The sequence below is a fragment of the Streptomyces sp. NPDC036764 genome (assembly GCF_055609385.1).
Genome location: NZ_JBVJPT010000001.1, coordinates 2,231,050 through 2,253,761, shown reverse-complemented (window position 1 = coordinate 2,253,761; position 22,712 = coordinate 2,231,050). Strand labels below are relative to the sequence as shown.

At 70.0% G+C, this 22,712-nt stretch carries 18 protein-coding genes and 1 pseudogene; 13 read left to right on the top strand and 6 right to left on the bottom strand.

Going from position 1 to position 22,712, the window contains the following annotated elements; genetic code table 11:
- Positions 1 to 136 precede the first annotated feature (136 nt).
- Both infA and ACZ69Q_RS09200 read right to left on the bottom strand, forming a co-directional pair.
- Positions 137 to 361 carry a translation initiation factor IF-1 gene (gene infA / locus ACZ69Q_RS09205; protein WP_471038853.1) on the bottom strand — a complete coding sequence of 75 codons (225 nt, stop codon included), beginning with the start codon at positions 359 to 361 and terminating at the stop codon, positions 137 to 139.
- Positions 358 to 1,149, bottom strand: a complete 792-nt coding sequence (locus ACZ69Q_RS09200; protein ID WP_471038851.1) for a GNAT family N-acetyltransferase — start codon at positions 1,147 to 1,149, stop codon at positions 358 to 360. Before ACZ69Q_RS09200 ends, infA begins: the two co-directional genes overlap by 4 nt.
- Positions 1,150 to 1,636: 487 nt before the next feature.
- Between ACZ69Q_RS09200 and ACZ69Q_RS09195 the strand changes: the two genes are divergently transcribed.
- Positions 1,637 to 2,407 carry an oxidoreductase gene (locus ACZ69Q_RS09195; RefSeq protein ID WP_471038849.1) on the top strand — a complete coding sequence of 257 codons (771 nt, stop codon included), beginning with the start codon at positions 1,637 to 1,639 and terminating at the stop codon, positions 2,405 to 2,407.
- A 69-nt stretch (positions 2,408 to 2,476) separates the two neighbouring features.
- Here ACZ69Q_RS09195 and ACZ69Q_RS09190 read toward each other — a convergent pair whose 3' ends face one another.
- The 4 genes from ACZ69Q_RS09190 to ACZ69Q_RS09175 form a co-directional block, all read right to left on the bottom strand.
- A complete protein-coding gene (locus ACZ69Q_RS09190; RefSeq protein ID WP_471038846.1) occupies positions 2,477 to 3,373 on the bottom strand; it encodes a LysR family transcriptional regulator in 897 nt (298 codons plus the stop codon).
- 363 nt (positions 3,374 to 3,736) lie between these two features.
- Complete coding sequence (locus ACZ69Q_RS09185) at positions 3,737 to 5,377, bottom strand: TlrC/CarA/OleB/SrmB family ABC-F type ribosomal protection protein (protein WP_471038844.1); 1,641 nt, start codon at positions 5,375 to 5,377, stop codon at positions 3,737 to 3,739.
- Positions 5,378 to 5,661: 284 nt separating this feature from the next.
- Entirely contained in the window at positions 5,662 to 6,645 is a 984-nt protein-coding gene (locus ACZ69Q_RS09180; protein ID WP_471038841.1) for an LLM class flavin-dependent oxidoreductase, read from the bottom strand.
- A 72-nt stretch (positions 6,646 to 6,717) separates the two neighbouring features.
- Positions 6,718 to 7,539, bottom strand: coding sequence for a helix-turn-helix domain-containing protein (locus ACZ69Q_RS09175; RefSeq protein ID WP_471038839.1), 822 nt, complete (start codon positions 7,537 to 7,539; stop codon positions 6,718 to 6,720).
- A gap of 87 nt (positions 7,540 to 7,626) precedes the next feature.
- Between ACZ69Q_RS09175 and ACZ69Q_RS09170 the strand changes: the two genes are divergently transcribed.
- The 12 genes and pseudogenes from ACZ69Q_RS09170 (at position 7,627) to ACZ69Q_RS09115 (ending at position 22,692) form a co-directional block, all read left to right on the top strand.
- Positions 7,627 to 8,016, top strand: a complete 390-nt coding sequence (locus ACZ69Q_RS09170; protein WP_471038836.1) for a nuclear transport factor 2 family protein — start codon at positions 7,627 to 7,629, stop codon at positions 8,014 to 8,016.
- Positions 8,017 to 8,530: 514 nt separating this feature from the next.
- Positions 8,531 to 9,286, top strand: a complete 756-nt coding sequence (locus ACZ69Q_RS09165; protein WP_471038834.1) for a hypothetical protein — start codon at positions 8,531 to 8,533, stop codon at positions 9,284 to 9,286.
- Positions 9,287 to 9,530: 244 nt separating this feature from the next.
- Positions 9,531 to 10,235, top strand: a complete 705-nt coding sequence (locus tag ACZ69Q_RS09160; RefSeq protein ID WP_471040163.1) for an AfsR/SARP family transcriptional regulator — start codon at positions 9,531 to 9,533, stop codon at positions 10,233 to 10,235.
- A gap of 505 nt (positions 10,236 to 10,740) precedes the next feature.
- Positions 10,741 to 11,460: a peptidoglycan-binding protein gene (locus ACZ69Q_RS09155; RefSeq protein WP_471038832.1), complete on the top strand. Its 720-nt coding sequence runs from the start codon at positions 10,741 to 10,743 to the stop codon at positions 11,458 to 11,460.
- Between the two features lie 8 nt (positions 11,461 to 11,468).
- A complete protein-coding gene (locus ACZ69Q_RS09150; RefSeq protein ID WP_471038830.1) occupies positions 11,469 to 12,152 on the top strand; it encodes a M23 family metallopeptidase in 684 nt (227 codons plus the stop codon).
- A 12-nt stretch (positions 12,153 to 12,164) separates the two neighbouring features.
- Entirely contained in the window at positions 12,165 to 12,860 is a 696-nt protein-coding gene (locus tag ACZ69Q_RS09145; protein ID WP_471038827.1) for a hypothetical protein, read from the top strand.
- Between the two features lie 236 nt (positions 12,861 to 13,096).
- On the top strand, positions 13,097 to 15,271 hold the full coding sequence (locus ACZ69Q_RS09140; protein WP_471038825.1) for an endonuclease: 2,175 nt from the start codon (positions 13,097 to 13,099) through the stop codon (positions 15,269 to 15,271).
- A gap of 131 nt (positions 15,272 to 15,402) precedes the next feature.
- Positions 15,403 to 15,654, top strand: a pseudogene (locus tag ACZ69Q_RS09135) (ATP-binding cassette domain-containing protein); the annotation flags it as partial.
- A 437-nt stretch (positions 15,655 to 16,091) separates the two neighbouring features.
- On the top strand, positions 16,092 to 16,985 hold the full coding sequence (locus ACZ69Q_RS09130; RefSeq protein WP_471038823.1) for a S1 family peptidase: 894 nt from the start codon (positions 16,092 to 16,094) through the stop codon (positions 16,983 to 16,985).
- Positions 16,986 to 17,205: 220 nt separating this feature from the next.
- Complete coding sequence (locus ACZ69Q_RS09125; protein WP_471038821.1) at positions 17,206 to 19,089, top strand: LamG-like jellyroll fold domain-containing protein; 1,884 nt, start codon at positions 17,206 to 17,208, stop codon at positions 19,087 to 19,089.
- A 244-nt stretch (positions 19,090 to 19,333) separates the two neighbouring features.
- Complete coding sequence (locus ACZ69Q_RS09120; protein WP_471038819.1) at positions 19,334 to 20,149, top strand: ABC transporter ATP-binding protein; 816 nt, start codon at positions 19,334 to 19,336, stop codon at positions 20,147 to 20,149.
- 62 nt (positions 20,150 to 20,211) lie between these two features.
- Positions 20,212 to 22,692: an FtsX-like permease family protein gene (locus ACZ69Q_RS09115; protein WP_471038817.1), complete on the top strand. Its 2,481-nt coding sequence runs from the start codon at positions 20,212 to 20,214 to the stop codon at positions 22,690 to 22,692.
- The last annotated feature ends 20 nt before the right edge of the window (positions 22,693 to 22,712 follow it).

Below are 22,712 nucleotides of genomic sequence, written 5' to 3'. Positions count from 1 at the left end.
GCGCGGGTGAGACAGGGCTCACGCAGTGCGGCGGTGGACGTGGCTGCGCCCGTGGGAGCCGTCGCCGGGACCCCGGTCACGGAAACGCCGTGACCGGGGCCCCAGGATCAGCCGGCGCGGAGGGTGCCGACCGCCACTAGTTCCGGTACCGGAACACGATCCGGCCGCGCGTCAGGTCGTACGGCGGGAGCTCCACCAGCACCCGGTCCTCCAGCACGATCTTGATGTAGTTCTTGCGGATCTTCCCGCTGATGTGCGCGAGCACCTGGTGGCCGTTGTCGAGCTCCACGGTGAACATGGCGCTGCGCAGGCACTCGACGACCCTGCCCTCGACTTCGATGACGTTCTTGTTCTTGGTCATCGCACCAGCTCCAGGTTGCTGCTCATCGGCCGGGCGCCGATGCTTTCGAACAGCGCCGAGGCTGCTCGGTCGGACTCGTGGACTTCGGTCCAGGCCCCGGCGAACCCGGAGCGGTGCAGGGTCCCCAGCGCGTGGGCCAGCAGCGCCCGCGCGATGCCGCGACGCTGCTCGCCGGCCCGGACCGCGACCAGCCCGATGCGCGGCCGGTTCACCGTCACCACACGGATCAGACCCAGGTAGCGGTCCTGCGCCGCGGCCACCGAGTACTTCGACGGGTCGACGATGGTGTCGCCTTCAGGGCGGGGAATCACCTCCGCGGGCATCGACTGCCACCCGACGGTCGCCTCGACTTCGTCACGGATCGCGCGGTCCAGCGCCCGCAGCAGACTCTCGTCCGCCTCACCTGCGGGCACGATCGTCACGCCCGAAGGCGGAAGAACTGCTTCGAGCCCTGTGACCCGCGGGTCGGTCGGCACGACGTACTCCCACTCGCGGCGCCGGATCGTGAACCCGGCCCGCCGCCAGTTGGCCGTCAGCTCGACGTCGGCTTCGTCGACCACCGTGTACAGCGGCGCCGGCAGTTCCGCCAGCATCGCCTCGGCGAGCCGGTCGAAGGCGGCTTCGCGCCAGGCGTCGATGCTGACGAACAAGCGTCCGTCGGGCCGGTGCTCCGCATGTCCGCGGCCGACCACGAGGTCGTCATCCAGCGCATGCCATTGCCTGTCCGCGACGCGTGTGATCATCACCGCGCTCTCGCTCAGGCCAGACGTGAAAGGCTTTGTGTTCATCGGAGTTTCCCTCCAGGAGTGCCTCGATCTCAGGCGCTCCTGGCGACACCGAACGTCAGCCGCCGGACCGTGACGGGTTGAGGGAGCACCCATGGGTAACTGTGTTCACGGGGCTCACCTCCATACGACGACTTCACGGTCCACCGCGAAAGTAGCAGCGGGCGCCACCTCGCTCAATTCCTTTTCTGCCGCCGCAGACCGGGTGATGCTCGCTGCCCGTCTTCCGCCGGTCGGCCCGCCGCAACCGCTCGAGGACTCCGCCAACGGTCACGCCCGACCAGGGACCTCCGCAGGATCCTGTCGCGAGCTCATAGGAATCCCCTATAGCACCTGCTGCCTTTTCGTCTTTGCCTCTCCTTCTTTCCCGGCCGTACGGTGAAACAGCTCGATGAGGCGCTCGCCGCGATTTCTCCGGATATTCGCGACCTGCGCACGTCGACCCTTATTCAATCGAGCAGGCCATTTTTACGATCGAGAGGACCGTAGTATGACGACGATCGAGAACGGATCGGAAAAGCGAGAACTCGCGGGAAAGCGAGCCGTGGTCACGGGTGGTTCTCGCGGAATCGGGGCGGCCGTCGTGCGCCAACTCCTGGACGCCGGTGCCGAGGTGCTCACGACTGCCAGGTCGGCGACGAACACGGTGCCGGAGGGGGCCGCCTTCGTGACGGCCGACGTGCGGACGCGGGCCGGCGCGGAGGCGCTCGCCGCGGCCGCGCAGGAGGCGCTCGGCGGGGTGGACATCCTGGTTCACAACGCGGGCGGGGCGCAACCGTACAAGGGGGCTTTGGCCATCCCTGACGAGGTGTGGCAGGACGCGCTGGATCTGAACTTCCTGGCGTCCGTGCGACTGGACTCGCTGCTGGCATCGGGGATGCGGGAACAGGGTTCGGGAGTGATCGTGCACGTCTCCTCGGCGGCGGTTCCGCCCACGCCACCACCGTTCCTGCACTACACGGCGGCGAAGGCGGCACTGGAGAACTACAGCCGGGGGCTGGCCGCGGAGCTGGCCCCGTTCGGAGTCCGGGTCAACACCGTGTCTCCGGGCAGGACCGCCACCCCCGGCGGCGAAGCGACGCGGGAACAGTGGGCGCGCCTGGACGAGGGGCCCGGCCAGGCCACCAACACCCCTCCGCTGGGGCGCGAAGGTCAGCCCGACGACATTGCCCAGGCGGTGCTGTTCCTCGTGTCCGACCGCACGAGCTGGCTGACCGCGAGCAATCTCGTCGTGGACGGCGGCGAATTCCCGAGGAGTTGACGCCGGCGGAATTCCGGAACTTCGGTTTCGACAGAAAGAATTCCGCGGCGCCCGCTTCCTTCCAGGCCGTCAGGACACCGGAGAGAAGAAGGCGGACTCGGACCAGGTCTCTTTACCCAGGAGTTCGAGCAGGGCCTTCTCCGCCGGCCCCGCGCCGTGCCGGACCACGGCGATGACGGGCTGGGACACGACGGGGAACACCGGGCGCGCGAGGTGCTCGTGACCGTGGGGAACCGCGGAGGCCGGGACGAGCGTCACGCCGAGCCCCTCGGCCGCCCAGCGCACCGCCGTCGCCGTCTGGGACACGCGGGCGACCGTGTTCGGGGTCAGATCGTTGTCCCGCAGCACGTTCAGAAGTACGCCGTCGAGGGAGCTGTCGCGGTCGAACCTCACCCACGGTTCGCCCGCCAACTCGCGCAGCTCGACCCGGTCCGCGGCGAGCAGCCGGTGCCCGGCGCCCAGCACCACGACGAGTTCCTCGTCGCCGAGGTGGTGGGCGTCGGCGGGGCTGCGCTCGCATGCCGCCATCAGGGCGAGGTTCAGCAGGCCCCGCCGGCACAGGCGCTCCAACTCGGCGTGGCTCGGCTCCTCGAAGACGGTGACCTCCAGCCGCGGGAAGCGGCGACGCAGCGCGCCCAGGGCGCTCGGCAGTTGCCGCGTGCCAAAGCCCAACTGGACCGCGACCACCAGCTCGCCCACCAGCTCATCGGCACCGGCCCGTGCCGTCGCCCTCGCCCGGCGCGCCGCGCTCACCGCGACCTCCGCCTCCCGCAGGAACGCGCGGCCGACCACGGTGGGGACGAGTCCGGTCGGCGTGCGGGCGAACAGTTTCACGCCGAGTTCCCGTTCCAGGCCTCGGATCTGTTGGGACACCGACGGTTGAGCGACGTGCAGCAGCTCCGCAGCCGCCGTCACCGAGCCCTCCTCGGCGACGGCCAGGGCGTACTCGTACTGACGAAGGCTCATCGGCTCCCGTCCCCTCCTTGCGGTGGACCGCAGTCCTCCGTTTGAAATCGTTGTAGGGGCAACTCGGCTCCGTCGGCGAAGATTCCCATGGCCGCGGCCGTGGCCGGGGCGACCCGCCGCGCACCACTACCCCGCGCGTCGTCGACGGCCGCGGCGCCTTCGCCCTGTCCACCCGGTCACCTGGCGCGACATCGGCTGATCTTCCGGGCCCCCGGATGCCCCCTGAACCACAGCCTCGCCCCCGGCGACGCGTGACGCCGGCCCGCCGCGGTCAGCGGGCGCGGCCCGGCTGCCGATGCCGGGGCGGCCCGGTACGGCGGCCTGGTTGCCGTCGCGGCCGGTGCCGAGCCGCCCGCCCGGCTGTCACCCCAAGCGAACCGAGGCCGTCTGCGGCAAGTGAAGATGCTCGCCCCGGAACCGCGTACGCAACGCGCGATCATGGGTGACGAGGATGACCGCGCCCTCGTAATGGTCCAGCGCGGTCTCAAGTTCTTCGACCAGCGCTGGGGAGAGGTGGTTGGTCGGCTCGTCGAGCAGTAGGAGATCAGCGGGCTCGGACACCAGCCGTGCGAGGTCAACGCGGCGGCGCTGGCCGTACGACAGCTCGCCGATGCGCAGCCGGAGCTCTGCCGGGCGGAAGAGGCCGAGGGTGAGCAGGGCGTGCGCGTGCTCTTCGGCGGAGCCCACGCGGCCCAGCGCGAACGCCTCCGCCACCGTCAGGTCCGGCGGCCACGGCGTCTCTTCCTGGCGCAGATGGCCGACCCGGCCCGACACCCGCACTTCGCCCTCGTCGGGCCGCAACTCACCTGCGAGCAGCTTCAGCAGCGTGGTCTTGCCGGCGCCGTTGGGTCCGGTGACCAGTAGCCGGCCGGAAGTGCCGAGGGCGAGGGAGTCCAGGTGGAGGCGGTCTCCCAGCCGTACGCCCGACACCTGTACCGAGGGGAGCTCCGCCGCTGACGTAGCTGCGCCGGCCCCCGCCGTGCCGATGCGTGCGGTGAACGTCAGCGGCTGCGGTGGCGGCACCACCGGGTTCGCAGTCAGCCGGTCGACCCGCTCGCGGGCATTGCGGATACGGGCCATCGCGCCGTGCGCCCGGCCTCGCGCCCGGAAGCCACCGTGGCCGAAGTTGGCCGGCGGGGACTTGCGCGGGATGCCGTCGAGGCGGATCGCCTGGCCGACGGCGAGCCGCTCGTTGCGGGCCAGCTCTGCCCGCCACTCCTCGTACGCCTGGAGTCGACTGCGGCGTTCCGCGGCCTTGGCGGTGCGATAGCCGGCGTAGCCGTCTCCGTACCGGGTGACCTTTCCCGCCTCGGCCTCCAGGACCGTGGAGGTCAGGCGCTCCAGGAAGACACGGTCGTGGGTGACCGCGAGCACCGTGCCGCGGTGTGCGCGCAACTGCGCCTCAAGCCACTCAACGGCCCGGTCGTCCAGGTCGTTCGTCGGCTCGTCCAGGAGCAGCAGCTCCGGGCGGCCGGCGAGAACGGCGGCCAGGGCGAGCCGGGAGCGTTCGCCGCCGGAGAGGGTGCCGAGCTGCCGGTCGCGGCGGAGGGCGGGCAGGCCGAGATGGTGCAGGGCGAGGTCGACGCGATGATCGGCGTCGTAGCCACCGCGCGCCTCGTAGCGCTGGAGAAGGGCCGCGTACGCGGCGAGTGCCGCCGGGTCCGCGTCGTTGCCGAGAGTCTGCTCGGCCTGGCGCAACTCCGCCTCTAGTGCGCGCAGGTCGGCGAGGGCCAGGTCGACGGCGTCCTGGACGGTGGCGGTCGGGGGCAGTGGGATGGCCTGCGGCAGGTAGCCGATACCGTCGGCGGCGGTCACGGTCAACTCGCCGCTGTCCGGGCGCTCCTGGCCCGCGATGAGCCGCAGAAGGGTGGACTTGCCGGAGCCGTTCTCACCGATGAGCCCGGCCTTCTCCCCCGGCTTCAGGGTGAAGGAGACCTGGTCGAGGACGGCACGGCCGGGATAGCGCTTGGTGACGTGGTGAAGGGTGAGCTGTGAGCCGCGCATGAGCGGGTCCCTCCTGGCCGCAGGCTTCAGCCCGGGCCGGTTCGGGTGGATGAGAGGGCGCGATGGGGCGCGGCGATGGCGGAGCGGTGCTCTACGCCAGCGGCGCCGGCTTTCTCACAGGGAACCCATGCGGAGGACAGTACGACATGACGAAGCGCTTGGCAAGACGATACGTCTCGTCGCGACTGCGGACGTCCCGGGGCTGGCCCGGGCAGGCTGACTCCCCGGTGGCGACCGGACCTCGTCACCGGGGAGGCCCCGATGACGGAGGCCTCATCACGCCGCTAAGGGCGCCGCCCGGCAGAGGCTGTGGCAACGAGTTCGTAGGACCGCAGACGGTCCTTCAACGCGTAAACGGGTGTGACCAGCATCAACTCCTCGGCCCCCGTTGCATCGACGAGTTCTGTGAGGCGCTGGACCACGGCATCGGGTGTGCCGTGAGCCTGCTGGGCACGGAAGCCGTCAAGTGCCTGTAGCTCCTGCTCCGTGAAGGGAAGTTCCGCGGCCTGTGCCGGCGTGGGGAAGGGAATGTCGCCGCGGCCCTGGAGAAGCCCGGCCTTGACGACGTTCATGGGTCCGGCCAGCCACTCGGCTTCTCGCTCCGTGGAGGCGCACACCACCTCCACGCAGACCAGTACACGCGGGCTCGCACACCAGCGCGAGGGCTGGAAGCGGGCACGGTATTCACCAATCGCGGCAGCGGTGTTGTCGGGTCGGATGTGGTGGGCGATCGCGACAGGCAGGCCCAGGTCCGCGGCGAGCGCGGCACCAGCGGTGCTGGAGGCGAGCAGCCAGGGTTCGGGCAGTTCGTCGAGCGCGACCTCGTCCACGAGAAACCGCAGCGTGGCCGCCACGTCGGCACGGTACTCGTCGTCGGTGGCCGGTCCCGCCCCGCGCCGCAGGGCCCGCGCCGTCGGCTCGTCCAACGTTCCTGGGCCTCGTCCGATGCCGATGTCGATGCGCTCCGGGTGCAGCCCGGCAAGCGTGCCGAACTGTTCGGCCAGCAGGATCGGACTGTGGTTGGGGGCGAGAACACCACCGGAGCCCAGCCGGATCGACGACGTCGATGTGGCGGCGTGGGCGATCAGCACGACGGGCGGGAAGGCGCCGATGGCAGGTGAGTGGTGATGCTCGGCGTACCACAGCCGCCGGTAGCCCATGCCCTCGACCTGTTGGGCGAACGTGGTCGTGTCACGCAGGGTGTCGGCAGCCCTGCTGCCGGCCTGAACCATCGCGACTTCCAGCACGGAGAGCGGCACAGCCATCATGTGATCATCATGGCTCAATCTCCCGAACAGGACCGGGATTTCGAGCCACGAGCCGGTCGAGGGCGGCCACTGTCAGGCTGTCGCGGGGGCAACGCCGCCGGAGTCCTCGAGGTATGCGGCGCTCTGCGCGAAGTATGAGGCGCTCTCCGCGTCCGCTGGGTAATACGACTCGATCGCCACCTCGTCCAGCGTGATGTCCACAGGGGTGCCGAACGTGGTGATGGTCGAGAACAGCCGTAGCTCTCGCCCCTCGAAGCGAAGGAGCATCGGGATCACCACATCGGATTCGAGCGCTCGGCTCGCCCCTTCGACGGAGTCGGCCGCAGGTTCGACTTCGAGCAATTCCGCGTAGAGCGCGGCGAGTTCGGCATCGGGAGCGATGGCTAGCTGACGCCTGATTCGGGAGAGGAACATCGTCCGCACATCAGCCAGGTTGACGACCAGGGGAGCGAGGCCGCGCGGGTCCAGCCCGAGCCGTACCAGGTTGACCGGCGGCCGTAGCAGACGCGGATCGACGCCGGCGAAGAACGGCTCGACGGCGCGGTTGGTCATCACGATGTTCCATCGGCGGTCGAAGGCCACGGCAGGGTACGGCTCATGCGCGCGCAGCACCCTCGCGACCGCGTCCCGAGCCGCCGACAGTGCGTGGTCGTCGAGCGGCCGCTCGGCGTACCGGGGTGCGAAACCGGCCGCCAGCAGTAGCTGGTTGCGATCACGCAGCGGCACATCGAGGTGGTCCGCGAGCCGCAGGACCATGTCGGCGCTCGGGTTGGACTTGCCCGTCTCGACCAGGCTGACGTGCCGAGCCGAGACATCGGCCGCGATCGCGAGGTCGAGTTGGCTGAGTCGTCGGCGATGCCGCCACTGCCGCAGGAGCTCCCCCACCGTATGCACGGTCGTCGAGACTACTCATCCTGCAGCCGCGCGCCATGAAATCCGATTTCATCGACAACCGCCGCTGCCGCGGAAAACACTGCGTCCATGACCACAGACAACAAGACCATCGTTCAACGGGCCCTGACGGAACTGATCGAGTCGGGCAGTGCCGATGTACTCGAACCCTTGCTGAGTGATCAGTTCGTCCACCACAGGCCGGATTCGACCTCCTCGACCAAGGCGCAATGGCTGGCAAACCTGAAGGCGGCGCTCGTCCCGCTCGCCGACATGCGGGTCGAGGTCCGCCACCTGCTGGCGGAGGGGGACTTCGTGGTGATGCACTCGCGTCGTCTTCTCCCCGATGGCGGGCCGGAGATCTCCGTCGTCGATATCTGGCGGATCGAGGAGGGGCTGGTCGCCGAGTGCTGGGAAACCATCGAGCCGGCGGCCCAGGCGGCCGCCAACTTGGTGTGGTGGGAGCGGGCTGAGCGCTGAGCGGTCGTATCTGCGGGCAGTCGAATGAGGAGGGGCGAGGGGGTGGGGCCGATGGGGCCTTCGGCGCGCATCAGCGAATTGTGTCGGCACCCCTCTCTCCGACGTCACGCATGCTCACCACTCTGAGCAACCGATCGACTACGGCAATGCAACCTTCCGGCCAACTCCACTGACTCCGGCCGCACTTGTCGGGACCCGGCGCCATCGAAGGGCGCCTTTCAGAGGGCCCGGGGCCAGGTAGTCGGCCTCCGGACTGCGGCCCGGGCGTGGGGTGGATAGCCTGAAGTGAGAGGCATGACGAGCATGGCCGCGCGCCTGACAGGCCCTGGATGGGATTCACCATTTGGGGGCTGTGCTTCGGGAGTTGTCAGTTAGGGCCCGACGCGCTCGAACCGGCCCGGACGACCCCGAGATGAAGGCGCTGTAGGACAAGTCGGCGACGTCCAGTCCCTATGTCGAGCGGTGTGGGCAGGACGTAGGCGACACCATCTGGGAAAGCCTGCGGGAGCAACGCATGGACCTGTTGCCGGTCGAGATCAAGGTAAACATCGAGGGCGACGTGGCAGCGGCGCTGTCAGCTCTCGGCACGTCGGGGCACGCGATGACCACGCGTCGCATCTGGTTCGCTGAGGACCGGGACGGCATCGCCGAGGGGCGGGTGCCCCTACTGGACCGCGGCGTGATCCTGCGTTTCAGGATCGGGGGCGGGTCGGACGACCTGACCGTCAAACTGCGCCCGTGTCTCCGGCAGCAGCTCGTCGGCCGGTTCTCCGATCCGTTCGAGGCGGATCCCTTCACATACAAGATCGAGGAGGACTGGTCGGCGAACAATCGTGTGCTGGCCGCCTCCCTGGTGCACGATCACTCCCCGGGGACGCTGTCGGGCGCGGTGGAGCCCGGGGGTGATCCCGCGGCGGTGATCGACGCCGTGCAGGACCAGTTCCTGCAAGCCTGCACTCCCGCCGTTCGGCTCGACGGGCTGGTCGCGCTGGGGCCGATTCGGGCCATGAAGTTCGACGACGTTCCGCTCGATGATCTGGACGTGGACCTGGAGGCGTGGTCGGTCGCCGGTCTGGACTTCTTGGAGGCGTCGATCCGGGTGAAGCCCAAGGATGAGGACGATGCCGAAGAGCTCACCGAGCGGGCCGAGCGTCGACAGGAAAAGCTGAACGACGCCGTGCGGGAGCGTGGGGTGACGATCTCCGAACACCCCGAGAACAAGACCCGACGCATCCTCACCGCCTTGGCGAAGGCGCACGCGCACGCGTAGAGGCCTGCAGAATCCACCCGAGGACCGAGCTCATCCGCCACAGCCGGTACGAAAGCCCTCAGCCGCGAAGACCGCCAAAACCCCACTGCGCCGAAGTTGCACCGCTTGTGCGAGCGACTGAAACTGATATCGGCGCGCCTCCTCGGAGCACGAGCCCTTCCCTCGGAGTGGCCGCACGATTCCGCGCTGAAACCCCGCTGCACGCGAGGCGATCAATTTGGTGTCACCTCCTCCTCAGTTGCGCCTGCTCGGCCAGTTCCGGCTGGAATTCGGTTCCGAGGCCGTCGAGCTGTGCCGCAACGGCCAGCGGCTGATGGCGTTCCTGGGCCTCCGAGGCCGCGTGTCGCGCACGGTCCTGGCCGGAACACTGTGGCCGGAGGTATCCGAAGAGCACGCCCGGGGCAGCCTGCGCACCACGCTGTGGAAACTGCCCCGCGGCGACCCGCCCCTGATCCGCTGCTGCGGCGATTACCTCGCAACCGCGGCAGCGCTGTGTGTGGACGTGCACATCCTCGCCAAAACAGCACTCAGCCTCATACAGGAATGCGACTCTCCACTGAATGGCGTGCCGACCCTGGCAATGCTGTCGGGTGAGGACTTGCTGCCCGGCTGGGACGAGGACTGGGTCCTCCTGGAGCGCGAGCGGCTACGTCAGTTGCGCCTGCACGCGCTCGACGCGCTGGCCGAGTCCCTGACCCGGCAGGGAAAACCCGCACTGGCGCTGGAGGCCGCGTGGGCAAGCGTCCGCAGCGAGCCCCTCCGCGAAAGCGCCCATCGAGCGGTCGTATCGGCTCATCTCGCCGAGGACAATCTCGCCGAAGCGGTACGTCACTATCACGCGTTTCGATGCCTGTTGAACGACGAGCTGGGAGTCGAGCCCTCTCCCGCGTTCGCCCGCATGCTCCCGCCCCCGGCGGGCGGATTTGACGCCAGGATGACGCGGGGCTGACGGCGGTTCCGTAGCGTCGAATTGACCACCTTCGGCGCGGACGGAGGGACAACGGTATGACCGCCACAGCGCCATCGAAGAGGTCGTGTGCCAGCGCCCGGCGATATCGACCCGGAACGGCACGGCCTGGCGGGCAACGGTCGGCCTGCCGGTGCGCGGCCCGCAGATCATGATGCACCTACGCACGACCGCTCGCTGGTGCCCGGTCCGGTCCGACTTCCAGACGGCGGCACTCCGCAATCATCGAAAAGCGATGCCGCGGTCCCCCTGGCGCACACCTTCCCCCGCGCAGCGGTCCGGCCGGCCCTGGCCGCCACGACACCCTGGTGGACGACGTCTCCGGACGACGTCTCCGGTCGGCTTCTCCGGGCGACGTCTCCCCCGAAACGCTCTCAGCCACCTGGCCCTCCGAGATCAGCGGCTCCATCAGGCAGGCAGCCCCCGGCCCACGACTCAGCCCTGACCGACCAGTACCCCCAGGTGTCCGGAGAGAAGGCGAATTCTCATGGTGGCCCTGTCCAAGGTCCAGTTCGGTGAACGGAACGAGGACGTACGCACCGTACAGAAAGCACTCATAGCCCGAGGCCGCAAGATCCCCGACGGCCCCACCGGCCTCTTCGGCCCCCAGACCAAAGCCGCCTACCGCGCCGAACAAATCGCCCAAGGCTTCAAAGGAGCCGACGCCGACGGCAACCCCGGCTGCACCTCCCTCACCACCCTCGGCCACCACGCCGGATTCAAAGTCGACTGCAAGGGCGCCGCATCCGCCAGCGGCAACGGCAAGCTTCCCCTCAGCAAGGTGACTTACGTCGATCCCGACGACGACGCCGGGGGCGCGGCCATGCGGCGCTACGCCGAGAAGGCGTGTGCGCTGACCGGAATGGATCCGCAGTTCGGAGTTCCGGCTCTGGCCACCATCGCCAGCCGCGAGTCCGCATCGAATCATCCGAAGTTCCGGGTGAACCGGACGGATTCGAACGCGCATGGCCCCATCATGTCCGACGGCCACCCGCAGAACTGTTCCAGAGGCGCCACGCAGTGCATTCCCCCCACGTTCGCCACTCACCATCAGGCAGGCACGGCGACCACTCCCTACGACGTGGTCGCGGACATGTGCGCCACGGTCAATTACGTGCGCACCCGATACCACGTGAACAAGTCGGGATCGAACTTCGCCGCCCGCGTCCAGCAGGCCGATCCGCACCGGCCTCCCCACCCGTATTAGGAGCCGTCATGGTGGCCCTGTCGAAGGTCCAGTTCGGTAAACGGAACGAGGACGTACGCACCGTACAGAAAGCACTCATAGCCCGAGGCCGCAAGATCCCCGACGGCCCCACCGGCCTCTTCGGCCCCCAGACCAAAGCCGCCTACCGCGCCGAACAAATCGCCCAAGGCTTCAAAGGAGCCGACGCCGACGGCAACCCCGGCTGCACCTCCCTCACCACCCTCGGCCACCACGCCGGATTCAAGGTCAACTGCAAGGGCGCCCCGGCCACTCCCCATCCCCAGAAACGGGTGCCCTCGCCCGTGCCCGGACACAAGGTCACCTTCGGCTTCTACGCCCGCGGTCCGTACGCCTGGAAACCGGAGCCGGACGGGATCGGCCGCCACACGGGCCAGGACTTCGCCGCAAAACCCGGTACTCCTGTGGTCGCTGTACGCAACGGCACCATCGCCTGGTCGAACAAGAAGGGGGGAGCCTACGGGGAGTGGATCGGGCTGCGCGCGGACAACGGCCACATCTACACCTACTGCCACCTCTCGCTGCGGCAGGTGAGGACCGGCCAGAAGGTGAGCGCCGGGAAGCAGCTCGGACAGGTCGGCAACACCGGCAACTCCACGGGACCGCACCTGCACTTCGAGATGTCGAAGAGCTCCGCCTGGTCGTACGGCAACGTCGCCAAGCCCAATTGGTGAAGGGGGCCGATCATGGCTCAGCACAATCCGCATTCGGTGCCCGTGGAGCCGGGCGTGCTCGTGCCGGTCGGTGTCAGAGCCTGGCAGGACGGCTATGACGCGGGCATCAGCTCGCCGCCGGACGTACCCCGGACACCGCTGGTACGCGACTCCGAGTACGCCGCGGCCTGGGCGCAGGGGGCCCTGGCGGGCAATGCCGACGGGCGGACCGAGGGCTGGCGGTGGGCCTACTTCGAGGGAAAGGCCCGCCCCGAGCACGATGCCGTCGGCGGGTACGGGCCGCGGGACAGTGGCGAACCCGAGGGGACGACCTTCTCGTTCGCGCACATGTGGCCGTGCGTCGGCGAGCGGCCGCTGCTGGTGATGCTGGCGCAGTTCGCCCCGGGCGAGAGGGGCGGCGAAGGCCTCACCGGCCGGCTGCTCGCACGGGCCTGTGCCGACAAGGGCGTAGGGCAGCTCTACCTGCCGGTCAACCTGTCCTCCTCGCAGTCCACGGACGAGCCGACCGGCGACGCCCTGCACGACATGGGCTACTGGCACGGCACGGCGTCCGAGTCCCTGGAGGAGGCCGCTCCCGAGGCCATCGCGCAGGTGACGGTCCGCGTCCCCAATTTCGCGGGCCTCGTTCGGTACACGCCCGCGGCTGAACACAACTACTTCGACCTGCTGCCGGTGGACGGGCTGCTGCCGCCGGAGCGCGGGGGCTGAGGCGAGGCGCACGCAGGACGGTCGAGATGGCGCTGCGCCCGCTTGGCCCATATACGCCAGGCGCCAGTAAGCATCGATAGGAGGAAGGCCTGCACGAGTCACAGCGCGCTGTGCCACATCCGCGTGCATCCCTGGCAGAGAAACCACCGCGACAACCAGCAGAGGCCTGGAGGCGAATCATGGCCACGGCGCAACTCGCTTCAGAACGAGAATCAGACTATCTGTCACAACTGACCATGGCAGCGGCCCGCTATGCGAACCGCACCGAGCGACGCGAGGAGAACCAATCGGTTCTGAATTCGCGCGGCGTGCTGTACGCGGACTCGCGTGAACGTGTCGAGAAGCGGCTGGCGCGCCTCGGTGCGGACTGGGCCATGGCGCGGGCCATCGAGCGGACGCAGACGGAACCTGCCAGCAGCGCGGGAAGCACCCTGCGACTGCCCCCGGAGGCCTTCACCAGTGACGCGCTGGGGCTGGAGCGCCTGATGGGGCGCAACAACCTCACCCCGGTCGCGTTCCTGGAGGAGGGTGTCCAGGTCTCGCGCTCGGTCGGTCGGATCACCATCAGCGGACCCGGAGGCGGACACGGAACCGGCTTCATGGTCTCCCCGTCCCTGCTGCTCACCAACAACCACGTGTTGCGCGGCAAGCAGGAGGCGAGTCGGAGCAAGGTCGCCTTCGCGTTCCAGGACACCGTCGACGGCAGCCCGCTCGTACCGGCGGTCTTTCAGCTTGAGCCGCTCCGGTTCTTCGTCACCGACCGAGCACTCGACTACAGCCTCGTCGCGGTGGCCCCGCGTGGCGCACAGGGAGAGGCACTGTCGTCATTCGGCCGGCTGATCCTCAGCGAGGCGCAAGGAAAGGTCCTCATCGGGGAGTTCGTCAACATCATCCAGCACCCCAGGGGCGAGCCGAAGCAGATCGCGCTGCGCGAGAACCAGATCGTCGACGTTCTGGACCGGTACCTGCACTACATGTGCGACACCCGTGAGGGTTCTTCGGGCTCTCCGGTCCTGAACGACCAATGGGAGGTCGTCGCGCTGCATCACTCGGCCGTTCCGAAGACCGATGCCGAGGGCCGGCCGCTGAGCGTCGACGGCACGGTGTGGGAGCCCGGGATGGACGAGCAGCAATTGGCATGGCGGGCCAACGAGGGAGTACGGATCAGCCGCGTGCTGGGGGCCCTGCACGAGATACCCCTGACCGGAGAAGCGGCACAACTGCGGGACGAGGTGTTCACCACCGGGCTCACCCCGCCTCCTGTGCCGAGCGCCCCGCCGGCGGTCTCCTTCAACGGCGGCTCCACCCTGCCGGGTACCAATGGCTCCGCGGCCCCGACAAGGGCTCAAGAGGCCGACACCGCAACCCAGTTCCTTCTTCCCCTACGGATCAGCATCGGCTTCGATTCCCCGCAGTCCCCGTCGTACTCGTCATCCTCGTCGGCCGGCGTCCTGGCCCCGCTGCCCCCTCTTGCACCGATAGCGCAGACCGCACCGATGCCGCAGGCCGCACCGCAGCCGCCGGCCGCGCGGCCGGACGTCGTGTCAGCGGTCGAGAGGGACGTCGACGCGGCCCTGACCAACCACCGTGTCGCACGGGATCGTCCCTACTACGACCGCGTCGCGGACGCGGCCGCGCGCGAGGCGTACTACGCGAACATCCATGCCCGTGACGGTGACGGGCTGCGCCAAGCGCTGACAACGCTGCTGACGGACACCCACGATCCCCGGCCGAAATACAAGCCGATGAGGATGGTCTATCCCTGGGTCGACCTGCACAAGGACGGGCGGCTGCGCAGCATCTACTCGGGCAAGGGCTTCTCCGCCGAGGAGCTCATACGGGCCGACGCCGCCGTGGCCCAGGCCCGACTGGCTCGCGTACAGGAACTCCTGCTGCTGGAGAGCACGGCCGGACCGTTCGAGTTCAGGGCGGAGTTCGACGCTCTGGAGGCGTCGATGCCGTTCAACTGCGAACACGTGGTGCCGCAGTCGTGGTTCGATGAGAGGGAGCCGATGCGAGGCGACCTGCACCATCTGTTCGCCTGTGAGGTCGGCTGCAACAGCTTCCGCGGTAACTTCCCGTACTTCGACTTCCCCAATTTCGAGGAAGCGGAACGCGAGGACTGCGGGATGCGCGAAAGCGTCGGATTCGAGCCGGAGGAGGGCAGGGGCACGGTCGCCCGTGCCACCCTGTACTTCCTGCTCCGCTATCCGGGGCAGGTCGGCGACGTCGAGCGAGAGTTCCCCGAGGACCGGCTGCCGGTCCTGCTGAGGTGGCACGAGAGCGAGCCGGTCACCGAGTACGAACAGCACCGCAACGCGGCCATCGCGGAGATCCAGGGCAACCGGAATCCGCTCATAGACAACCCCGATTGGGCACGCGAGATCGACTTCTCCGGCGTCTGGCCCTGAGACCTGCGTCAGGACCACGCCCGCAGTGGCGTCCGGCCCGGAGGCCTGTGTCAGAACCGCGCCCGCAGTGGCGTCCGGCCCTGAGACCTGCGTCAGGACCACGCCCGCAGTGGCGTCCGGCCCGGAGGCCTGTGTCAGAACCGCGCCCGCAGTGGCGTCCGGCCCGGAGGCCTGCGTCAGGACCACGCCCGCAGTGGGCACAGGGCACCGTCTACGCCCTGCTCGGGCCCAACAGGGCCGGCAAGACCACCACCGTGCGGATCCTGTCGATGTTGCTGCCCGCAGACGGCGGTGAGGCTCGGGTCGCCGGGTACGACGTGCGTCGAGAGGCCGACCAGGTGCGTGCGTCGATCGGAGTGACCGGGCAGGACTCCGCCGTGGAGGAGTCGAGTCCTTGACCGGCTGCGGGCGCTCGGGGTCGACGAGCGGATCGTCCAGGTCGAGCGCGACGGCTGGATCCCGCTGGCCGCGCGCTCACCCGAGCGCCTCCCGGAGTGGATGGCACGCAATCGGGAGCAGATCGCCGACCCGCAGATCATCAACGTGTTCGACACCCTGCCACCGACCCGTCGGCTGATCGAGCTGCTGACGCAGCGCGAGTAAACGCGCCCTACCCCCGCCCCACACATCCGGGCACAATGTGCGCTGTTTCGCCTCCGCCCTGCGTCGCAGGCGAGGACATGACGGGAAGACATCAAGGGGCGCGGGCCCACCCTTCGCAACCCGCACGACTCCAGCACCACGGCATGCAAGCCCGGCACGCCCGGTGACCTGTAGGGGCGTGCCCGAAACTGACCGACCGTCCTCGGGGAGATTCGGGATGACAGCACGCCGTACGACCAAACGACGCTCACAACTGATCGCCTGTGCCCTAAGTTTGCTCGCAGTGGCCGCTCTCACCGTGTCCGGCACCAGCGCGACGGCGGCGACCGCTACCCGGCCGACCACGCCGTCCCCGGTGTCCGGCCCGGCTTCGGCCCTCGCGAAACTGGGCATCAGCGGGACGGCGTGGGCCGTGGACGAACGCAACGGGAGGCTGCGAATCCTCGCCGACTCGACGGTTACCGACACCGAACTTGCCCGGCTTCGCCACGCCGCCGACCAGTTCGCCGGTGCCGTCAGCCTCGAACGGCTCGACGGCCGGCTGCGCACCCTCGTCTCCGGCGGCGACGGCATCTACGCCGGCGGCCGGCGCTGCACGGCGGGCGTCAATGTGCAGAGCGGCTCGACGTACTACTTCGTCACCGCCGGGCACTGCACCGCGGACCTGCCCACCTGGTACACGAGTGCCGCCATGGACACGGCCGTCGGCCCCACGACCGGCAGCAGCTTCCCCGGCGACGACTTCGGGGTCGTCCGCTACGCCAACCCGGCCGTGCCGCACCCCGGCACCATCGGAACGGTCGACGTGACCGGGACTGCGTCCGCCTACGTCGGCCAACGGGTCTGCACCCGGGGCGCGACGACCGGAGTCCGATGCGGCGTGGTCACCGCCCTGAACGCGTCAGTGAACTACGGCGGCGGCGACATCGTCCACGGGCTGATCCAGACCAACATCTGCGCCGAACCCGGCGACAGCGGAGGTCCGCTCTACGCCGGCGACAAGGTCATCGGCATCCTCTCCGGCGGCTCCGGCAACTGCGCCACAGGAGGGACCACCTACTACCAGCCGATCGGGGAAGTGCTGAGCGCCTACGGCCTGTCCGTGTACTGACGACGCGCCGACACGCCCCCGCCCCCGGCTCTTCGCACGGACGACGAACCACACCCCCGCCGGCGCCCGCGTGAAGTAGGCGGCGTCCCGAATGCCCCGACGGCCCGCGCGAGCGGTCATTCGCCCTTTGTGGGTCCGCCGTTCGGGCTGTTGCCATCACGCGGCCACGGCCGCTCAGCACTGTGCCTTCCTACCCGGACGTTCGTGACCTGGAGGGCAGATGAGCACAGAAGAGCACCCGCACCGACTGGACAGACGGACACTCCTGCAGGCCGCGGTGGTGATACCCGCGGCCGGCACGGTGGTCACGGCGGCCGGTGCGGGCGCGGCGCAGGCCGACTCGACGAGCGTAAGCGGCGGTCGGTCCAGGTTCGACGCCGAGAGTCCGCGCTTCGCGCTGGCCGTGCTTCCCGACACCCAGTATCTCTTCGATGCCGACAGCTCCGATCCGGCGCCGCTGCGCGCCACGTTCCGCTACCTCGTCGCCGAGCGGGAGGAGGCGAACATCGCGTTCATGACGCACCTCGGTGACGTCACGGAGCACGGCACCGAGGAGGAGATCGCTCTCGCCGCCGACACCTTCAAGGGCATCCACGGCAAGGTGCCGTACAGCGTCCTGGCGGGAAACCACGACATCCGTTCGTCCACGGACGACCAGCGCGGCGACTCCGCCTATCTCGCGGCATTCGGCCCCGAGCGCTACGCCTCGATGCCAACTTTCCGCGGTGCCTCGCCCGACGGTTACAACAGCTACCATGTGCTGCGCGCGGCGGACCGCGAGTGGCTGGTGCTCGCCCTCGACTGGCGGGTGTCGGACATGGGGCTGCAGTGGGCGCAGGGCGTGCTCGACGGGCATCCCACGCTGCCCGCCGTACTCACCACGCATGACCTCGCCTGGTCCGACGACGAGGGCGCGGCGCAACTGTCGGACAACGGCAAGCGGCTGTGGGACGGCCTCATCCGCGGCAACGACCAGATCTTCCTCGCGCTGGGCGGCCACTACTGGCCGCCGGGGCGCACCGTCCTGACCAACGATGCTGACAACGATGTCCACGTCCACATCACCAACTACCAGGACCGCTACTACGGCGGCGCCGGCATGATCCGCCTCTACGGCTTCGACGTGGTGCGTGGGGTGATCGACGTCGAGACGTTCTCGCCGTGGTTCCTCGCCCGTGACCCCGAGCAGCGTTCGCCGCTGGCGGCCGAGTCGATCGAACTGACGGGCCCCGCCGACCGCTTCAGCCTCGGCATCGACTTCGACGAGCGCTTCAAGGGTTTCGCGCCGGTCCCCGCGCCGAAGCCGCGCCCCGCGTCCGCCGTCATGCCCCGCGGCACGGTCGCCTACTGGCGCTTCGACGCCTCCGGGACGACTGCCGCCGGCACTCCGGGTGCTCCCGTGGCCGACGGAGTACTCGTACGCGATCTCACGGGCAACGGCAACGATCTGACGGTGAGCCGACTGCACTCGAGCGGACCGGACGCCCTCACCTGGTCCGCCGACCACCACCCTGACCAGCCGGCGCACGCCAGCCTTCGCTTCGACGGTGGAAAGAGCCCGGACCGCGGCGCCATCCTCACCACCACCGCGGGCGCTCCCGTCAACAGCGCGAAGTTCACCCGGGGTTACACCATCGAGACGCACATCATGCTGCCCGAGCCCTTCGAGGGCGACCACAACTGGATGGGCATCCTGAGCTGGGAGGGCCGCAACGGCGACGCCGGCAAGACCACGGGCTGGTCCCCGCTGGAGCCCACCTGCAGCCTCAACCTCTCCCCGGAGAGATTCCTCCAGTTCGTCGTGTACCCCCACGCGCAGGACGCCGACCCGACGTCCTGGAGCCACGCCGTGCCGGTCGGCCGCTGGATGCACATCGCGCTCGTCAACGACGGCCGACGCACGGTGATGTACGTCGACGGCTCGAAGATCGCCCGCAATCCGGCGCAGCCGTCGACCGGCATCACCACGCTCGGCAAGCCCTTCGTCATCGGAGCCACCCAGTTCGACGAGAAGTTCGGGCAGGGCTTCTACGGATGGATCGGCGACACCCGCATCGTGAACCGGGCGCTGTCCACCCGCGACTTCCTGACGCCCTTGGAGTGAGTGGCGTGCACACGGATACATGACGGCGGGGGCCGGGAGACTCTCTCACCCGGCCCCCGCGGTGCCGGCCGCCCGAGACACCCACGGCCCCCGCCACGGCCGCTGGTCCGCATCCGCCCGGGTGCCCCCTGCGCCACCTCGGGTTATCCCCACCCGGCATTCGCCAGCAGCCACCATGGTCCGCGACGACCGTGATCCGTAGCTTCGAGTCATCGGCTCGAAAAAGATCGCGAGAGGGCGGACCATGAGGCTGCGCAAAGGCAAGCGGCGGGAGACGGACGACCGGCCGGAGGCGCAGGGCACGCCGGGTCTCGCCGTCGAGCTGCGCGGCGTACGGCGGCAGTACGGTCGCGGCGCCGGCGCCGTGCACGCGCTCGCGGGCATCGACCTCGCCCTGCCGCACGGCACGTTCACCGCCGTCATGGGCCCCTCCGGCTCCGGCAAGTCCACCTTTCTCCAGTGTGCCGCCGGCCTCGACCGGCCGTCGGCCGGCTCCGTGCGCCTGGGCGGTACGGAGATCACGGGCATGCGCGAGAACCGGCTCACCGAGCTGCGCCGCAGCCGCCTCGGCTTCGTCTTCCAGGCCTTCAACCTCCTGCCCTCTCTCACTGTCGAGCAGAACGTGCTGCTGCCGATGCGCCTCGCGGGGCAGCGTCGGGATCGGCGCCGGGCGGCCGCGGTGCTCGCGCAGGTCGGGCTGACCGACAAGGCGCGATGCCGACCCGGCGAGCTCTCCGGCGGCCAGCAGCAGCGGGTCGCCATCGCCCGCGCTCTGGTCACCAGCCCGGATGTGATCTTCGCCGACGAGCCCACCGGAGCACTGGACACCGGCACCGCCGCCGGGGTCCTCGGCCTGCTCCGCCAGGCGGTGGACGCCCTCGGGGCCACCGTCGTCATGGTCACCCACGACCCGGCCGCGGCCGCCTGGGCCGACCGCGTGCTGTTCCTCGCCGAGGGCGACTTCGCCGGTGGCCTCGAAGGCGGCTCGGTCGAGCAGATCGCGGCCCGGATGGCCGCGCTCACCGCCCCTTCGGGCGCGATGGTGAGGGCGGCGGCGTGAGGAGCATCGGCCCGGATGGCCGCGCTCACCGCCCCTTCGGGCGCGATGGTGAGGGCGGCGGCGTGAGGAGCATCGGCCCCAACGGCCTTGCCCGCGCGGCCGTGCGCTTCAAACCCGCGGCGTTCGCGGGCACGTTCGTCGCGCTGATGATGGCGGCGCTGATCGTCTCCGCCTGCGGCATCCTCCTGGAGACCGGCGCCCGCGCCGCGGTGCCTCCGGAGCGGTACGCCAAGGCGCCGGTCGTCGCCGCGGCGGACCAGTACGCTCGCCTCGTCACGGGCAGCGGCGACAGCCGGTCCGAGTCGGCGGACCCGCTGCCGGACACGGCACGCCTGGACGCGGCGCTGGCGGACAGGGCGGGCCGCGTGCCCGGCGTCGAGGCGGCGATACCGGACTTCACGTTCCCGGTGCGCCAGGGCGACGGCACGCTGACCGGCCAAGGCTGGGGATCGCACGCCTTCACCGGTGCCGCGCTCACCTCCGGGGCCGCGCCCCGCACCGGCGAGGTCGTCCTCGGCGCCGCCGCTGCTCGGGCCGCGAAGGCCGGCGTCGGCGACACCGTCGCCCTCGAGACCGCCACCGGACGCGTCGGCTTCCGCGTTTGCGGACTGGCGAAGGCCAGCGACGGGGCGGAGGGCGCCACCGCCTGGTTCACCGATGCCCAGTCCCCCGCCCTCGCCGGGCATCCCGGCAAGGCCGACGCGATCGCCGTACTGTCCAAGGACGGGGCGGACGCCGACACCGTCGCCGCCGGCGTGAAGAAGGCGCTCGCCGGCTCCGGCGCCCAGGTGCACACCGGCGACAGCCGCGGCGCAGTCGAGGACCGCGGGCTCGGGTACGCCAAGGAGATGCTCACCGGGCTCGGTGGCTCCTTCGGCGGGATCGCCGCGGTGGTCGCCGTCTTCACGGCGTCCGGCACGGTCGCGCTGTCCGTCGCCCAGCGGGCCAGGGAGTTCGCGCTGCTGCGTGCCGTCGGCGCGACCCCACGGCAGGTCCGCCGCGCGGTCGCCGCGGAGGCGCTGCTCGTCGCGCCGCTCGCCGGGCTGGCCGGCTGCCTGCCCGGGATCGGGCTCGCGCACTGGTGGTTCGGACAGCTCAAGGACCGCGGGGCCATCCCTCAGGCCGTCGTTCTGCACGTCTCATGGATCCCACTCGTCGTAGCCGTCGGCGCGGGGCTGCTGACCGCGCTCGCGGCCGGCTGGGCGGCCGGGCGCCGGCCCGCGAAGATCAAGCCGGGGCAGGCGCTCAGCGAGGCGTCGGTGGAGCGGCTGCGGCCGGGCGTGATCCGTACTCTGCTGGGCGTGGCCGCACTCGTCGGCGGCGGGTTCCTCACCGGCCTCGCCGCCCGTTCGGCCGGGGACGACGCCGCCAACGCGGCCCTCGGCGTCGTCATGCTCTTCATGCTCGCCGTCGCGCTGCTCGGCCCGCTCGTGGCCCGGCTGTTCGCGGCGCTGTACGGGCTCGTGCTGAGCGGCGGCGACGCCGCGGCGTCACTCGCGGCAGCCAACTCCCGCACGAACGCCCGCCGGCTCGCCTCCGCGATCACCCCGATCGTGCTCGCCATGGCCTTCGCCTCGACCCTCGTCTTCATGCACACGAGCGAGAGCCATGTAGCCGCACAGCAGCTCCGCGCGGGCGTCACCGCGGACCACGTGGTCACGCACCCGGCCGGGCTGGCCACCGACGCCGCCGACCGGGCCTCCCGTGCACCCGGCGTCAACGCGGCAGTGGGCCTGCTCGAAACGCAGGTCCTGGTGCAGGTCGGCTCCGGCGGCGACCGGTGGCTGCAAGGCTCGACGACGCAGGGCATCTCCGGCTCCGGCGGGCATCTCGCGAAGGTGCAGGACCTCGCCGTACGCAGCGGCAGCCTGGACCGCGTCGGCAAGGGGCGGATCGCCGTCGACAAGACGCTCGCGACGTCGGCGAAGGTCGAGGTGGGCGACAAGCTGCCGATGTACCTTCCCGACGGCACCAGGACCAGCCCGGAAGTCGTGGCCGTGTACGGCCGCGGGCTCGGCCTTGCGACGGTGACCATGGACCGCGCCTCCCTCGCGGCCCACGTCACCTCGGGCTTCGACAGCGTGCTGCTGGTTCGGGGCGGAGACGCGAAGGCCCTCACTCCACTCGGCGAGGTCACCGACGCCACCGGCTACGCCGTCGAGCAGAACACCGAGCGCGAGCTCAACGCCTGGGCCAACTACACGATGGCCGCCGTCCTCGGCGGTTTCGCCGCCGTCGCCGCCGCCAACACCCTCGTGATGACCGTCCTCGACCGCCGCCGCGAGCTCGGTACGCTCCGCCTCGTCGGCGCCACCCGTCGTCAGGTCATGCGCATGCTGCGCTGGGAGGGGCTGCTCGTGGCACTCGCCGGCATCGTCCTGGGCACGGCCATCGCCGCGGCGACGCTGATCCCGATGATGCGCGGTCTCACCGGCGAGGCCCCGTACATACCTCCGCTGGTGTACGCGGCCTTCGCCGGGAGCGCGGTGGGCCTGGGCCTTCTGTCAGCGACCCTGCCGGGCAGGGCGGCGCTGCGCACCTGAGAGGCCGTGGGCCGGACGCC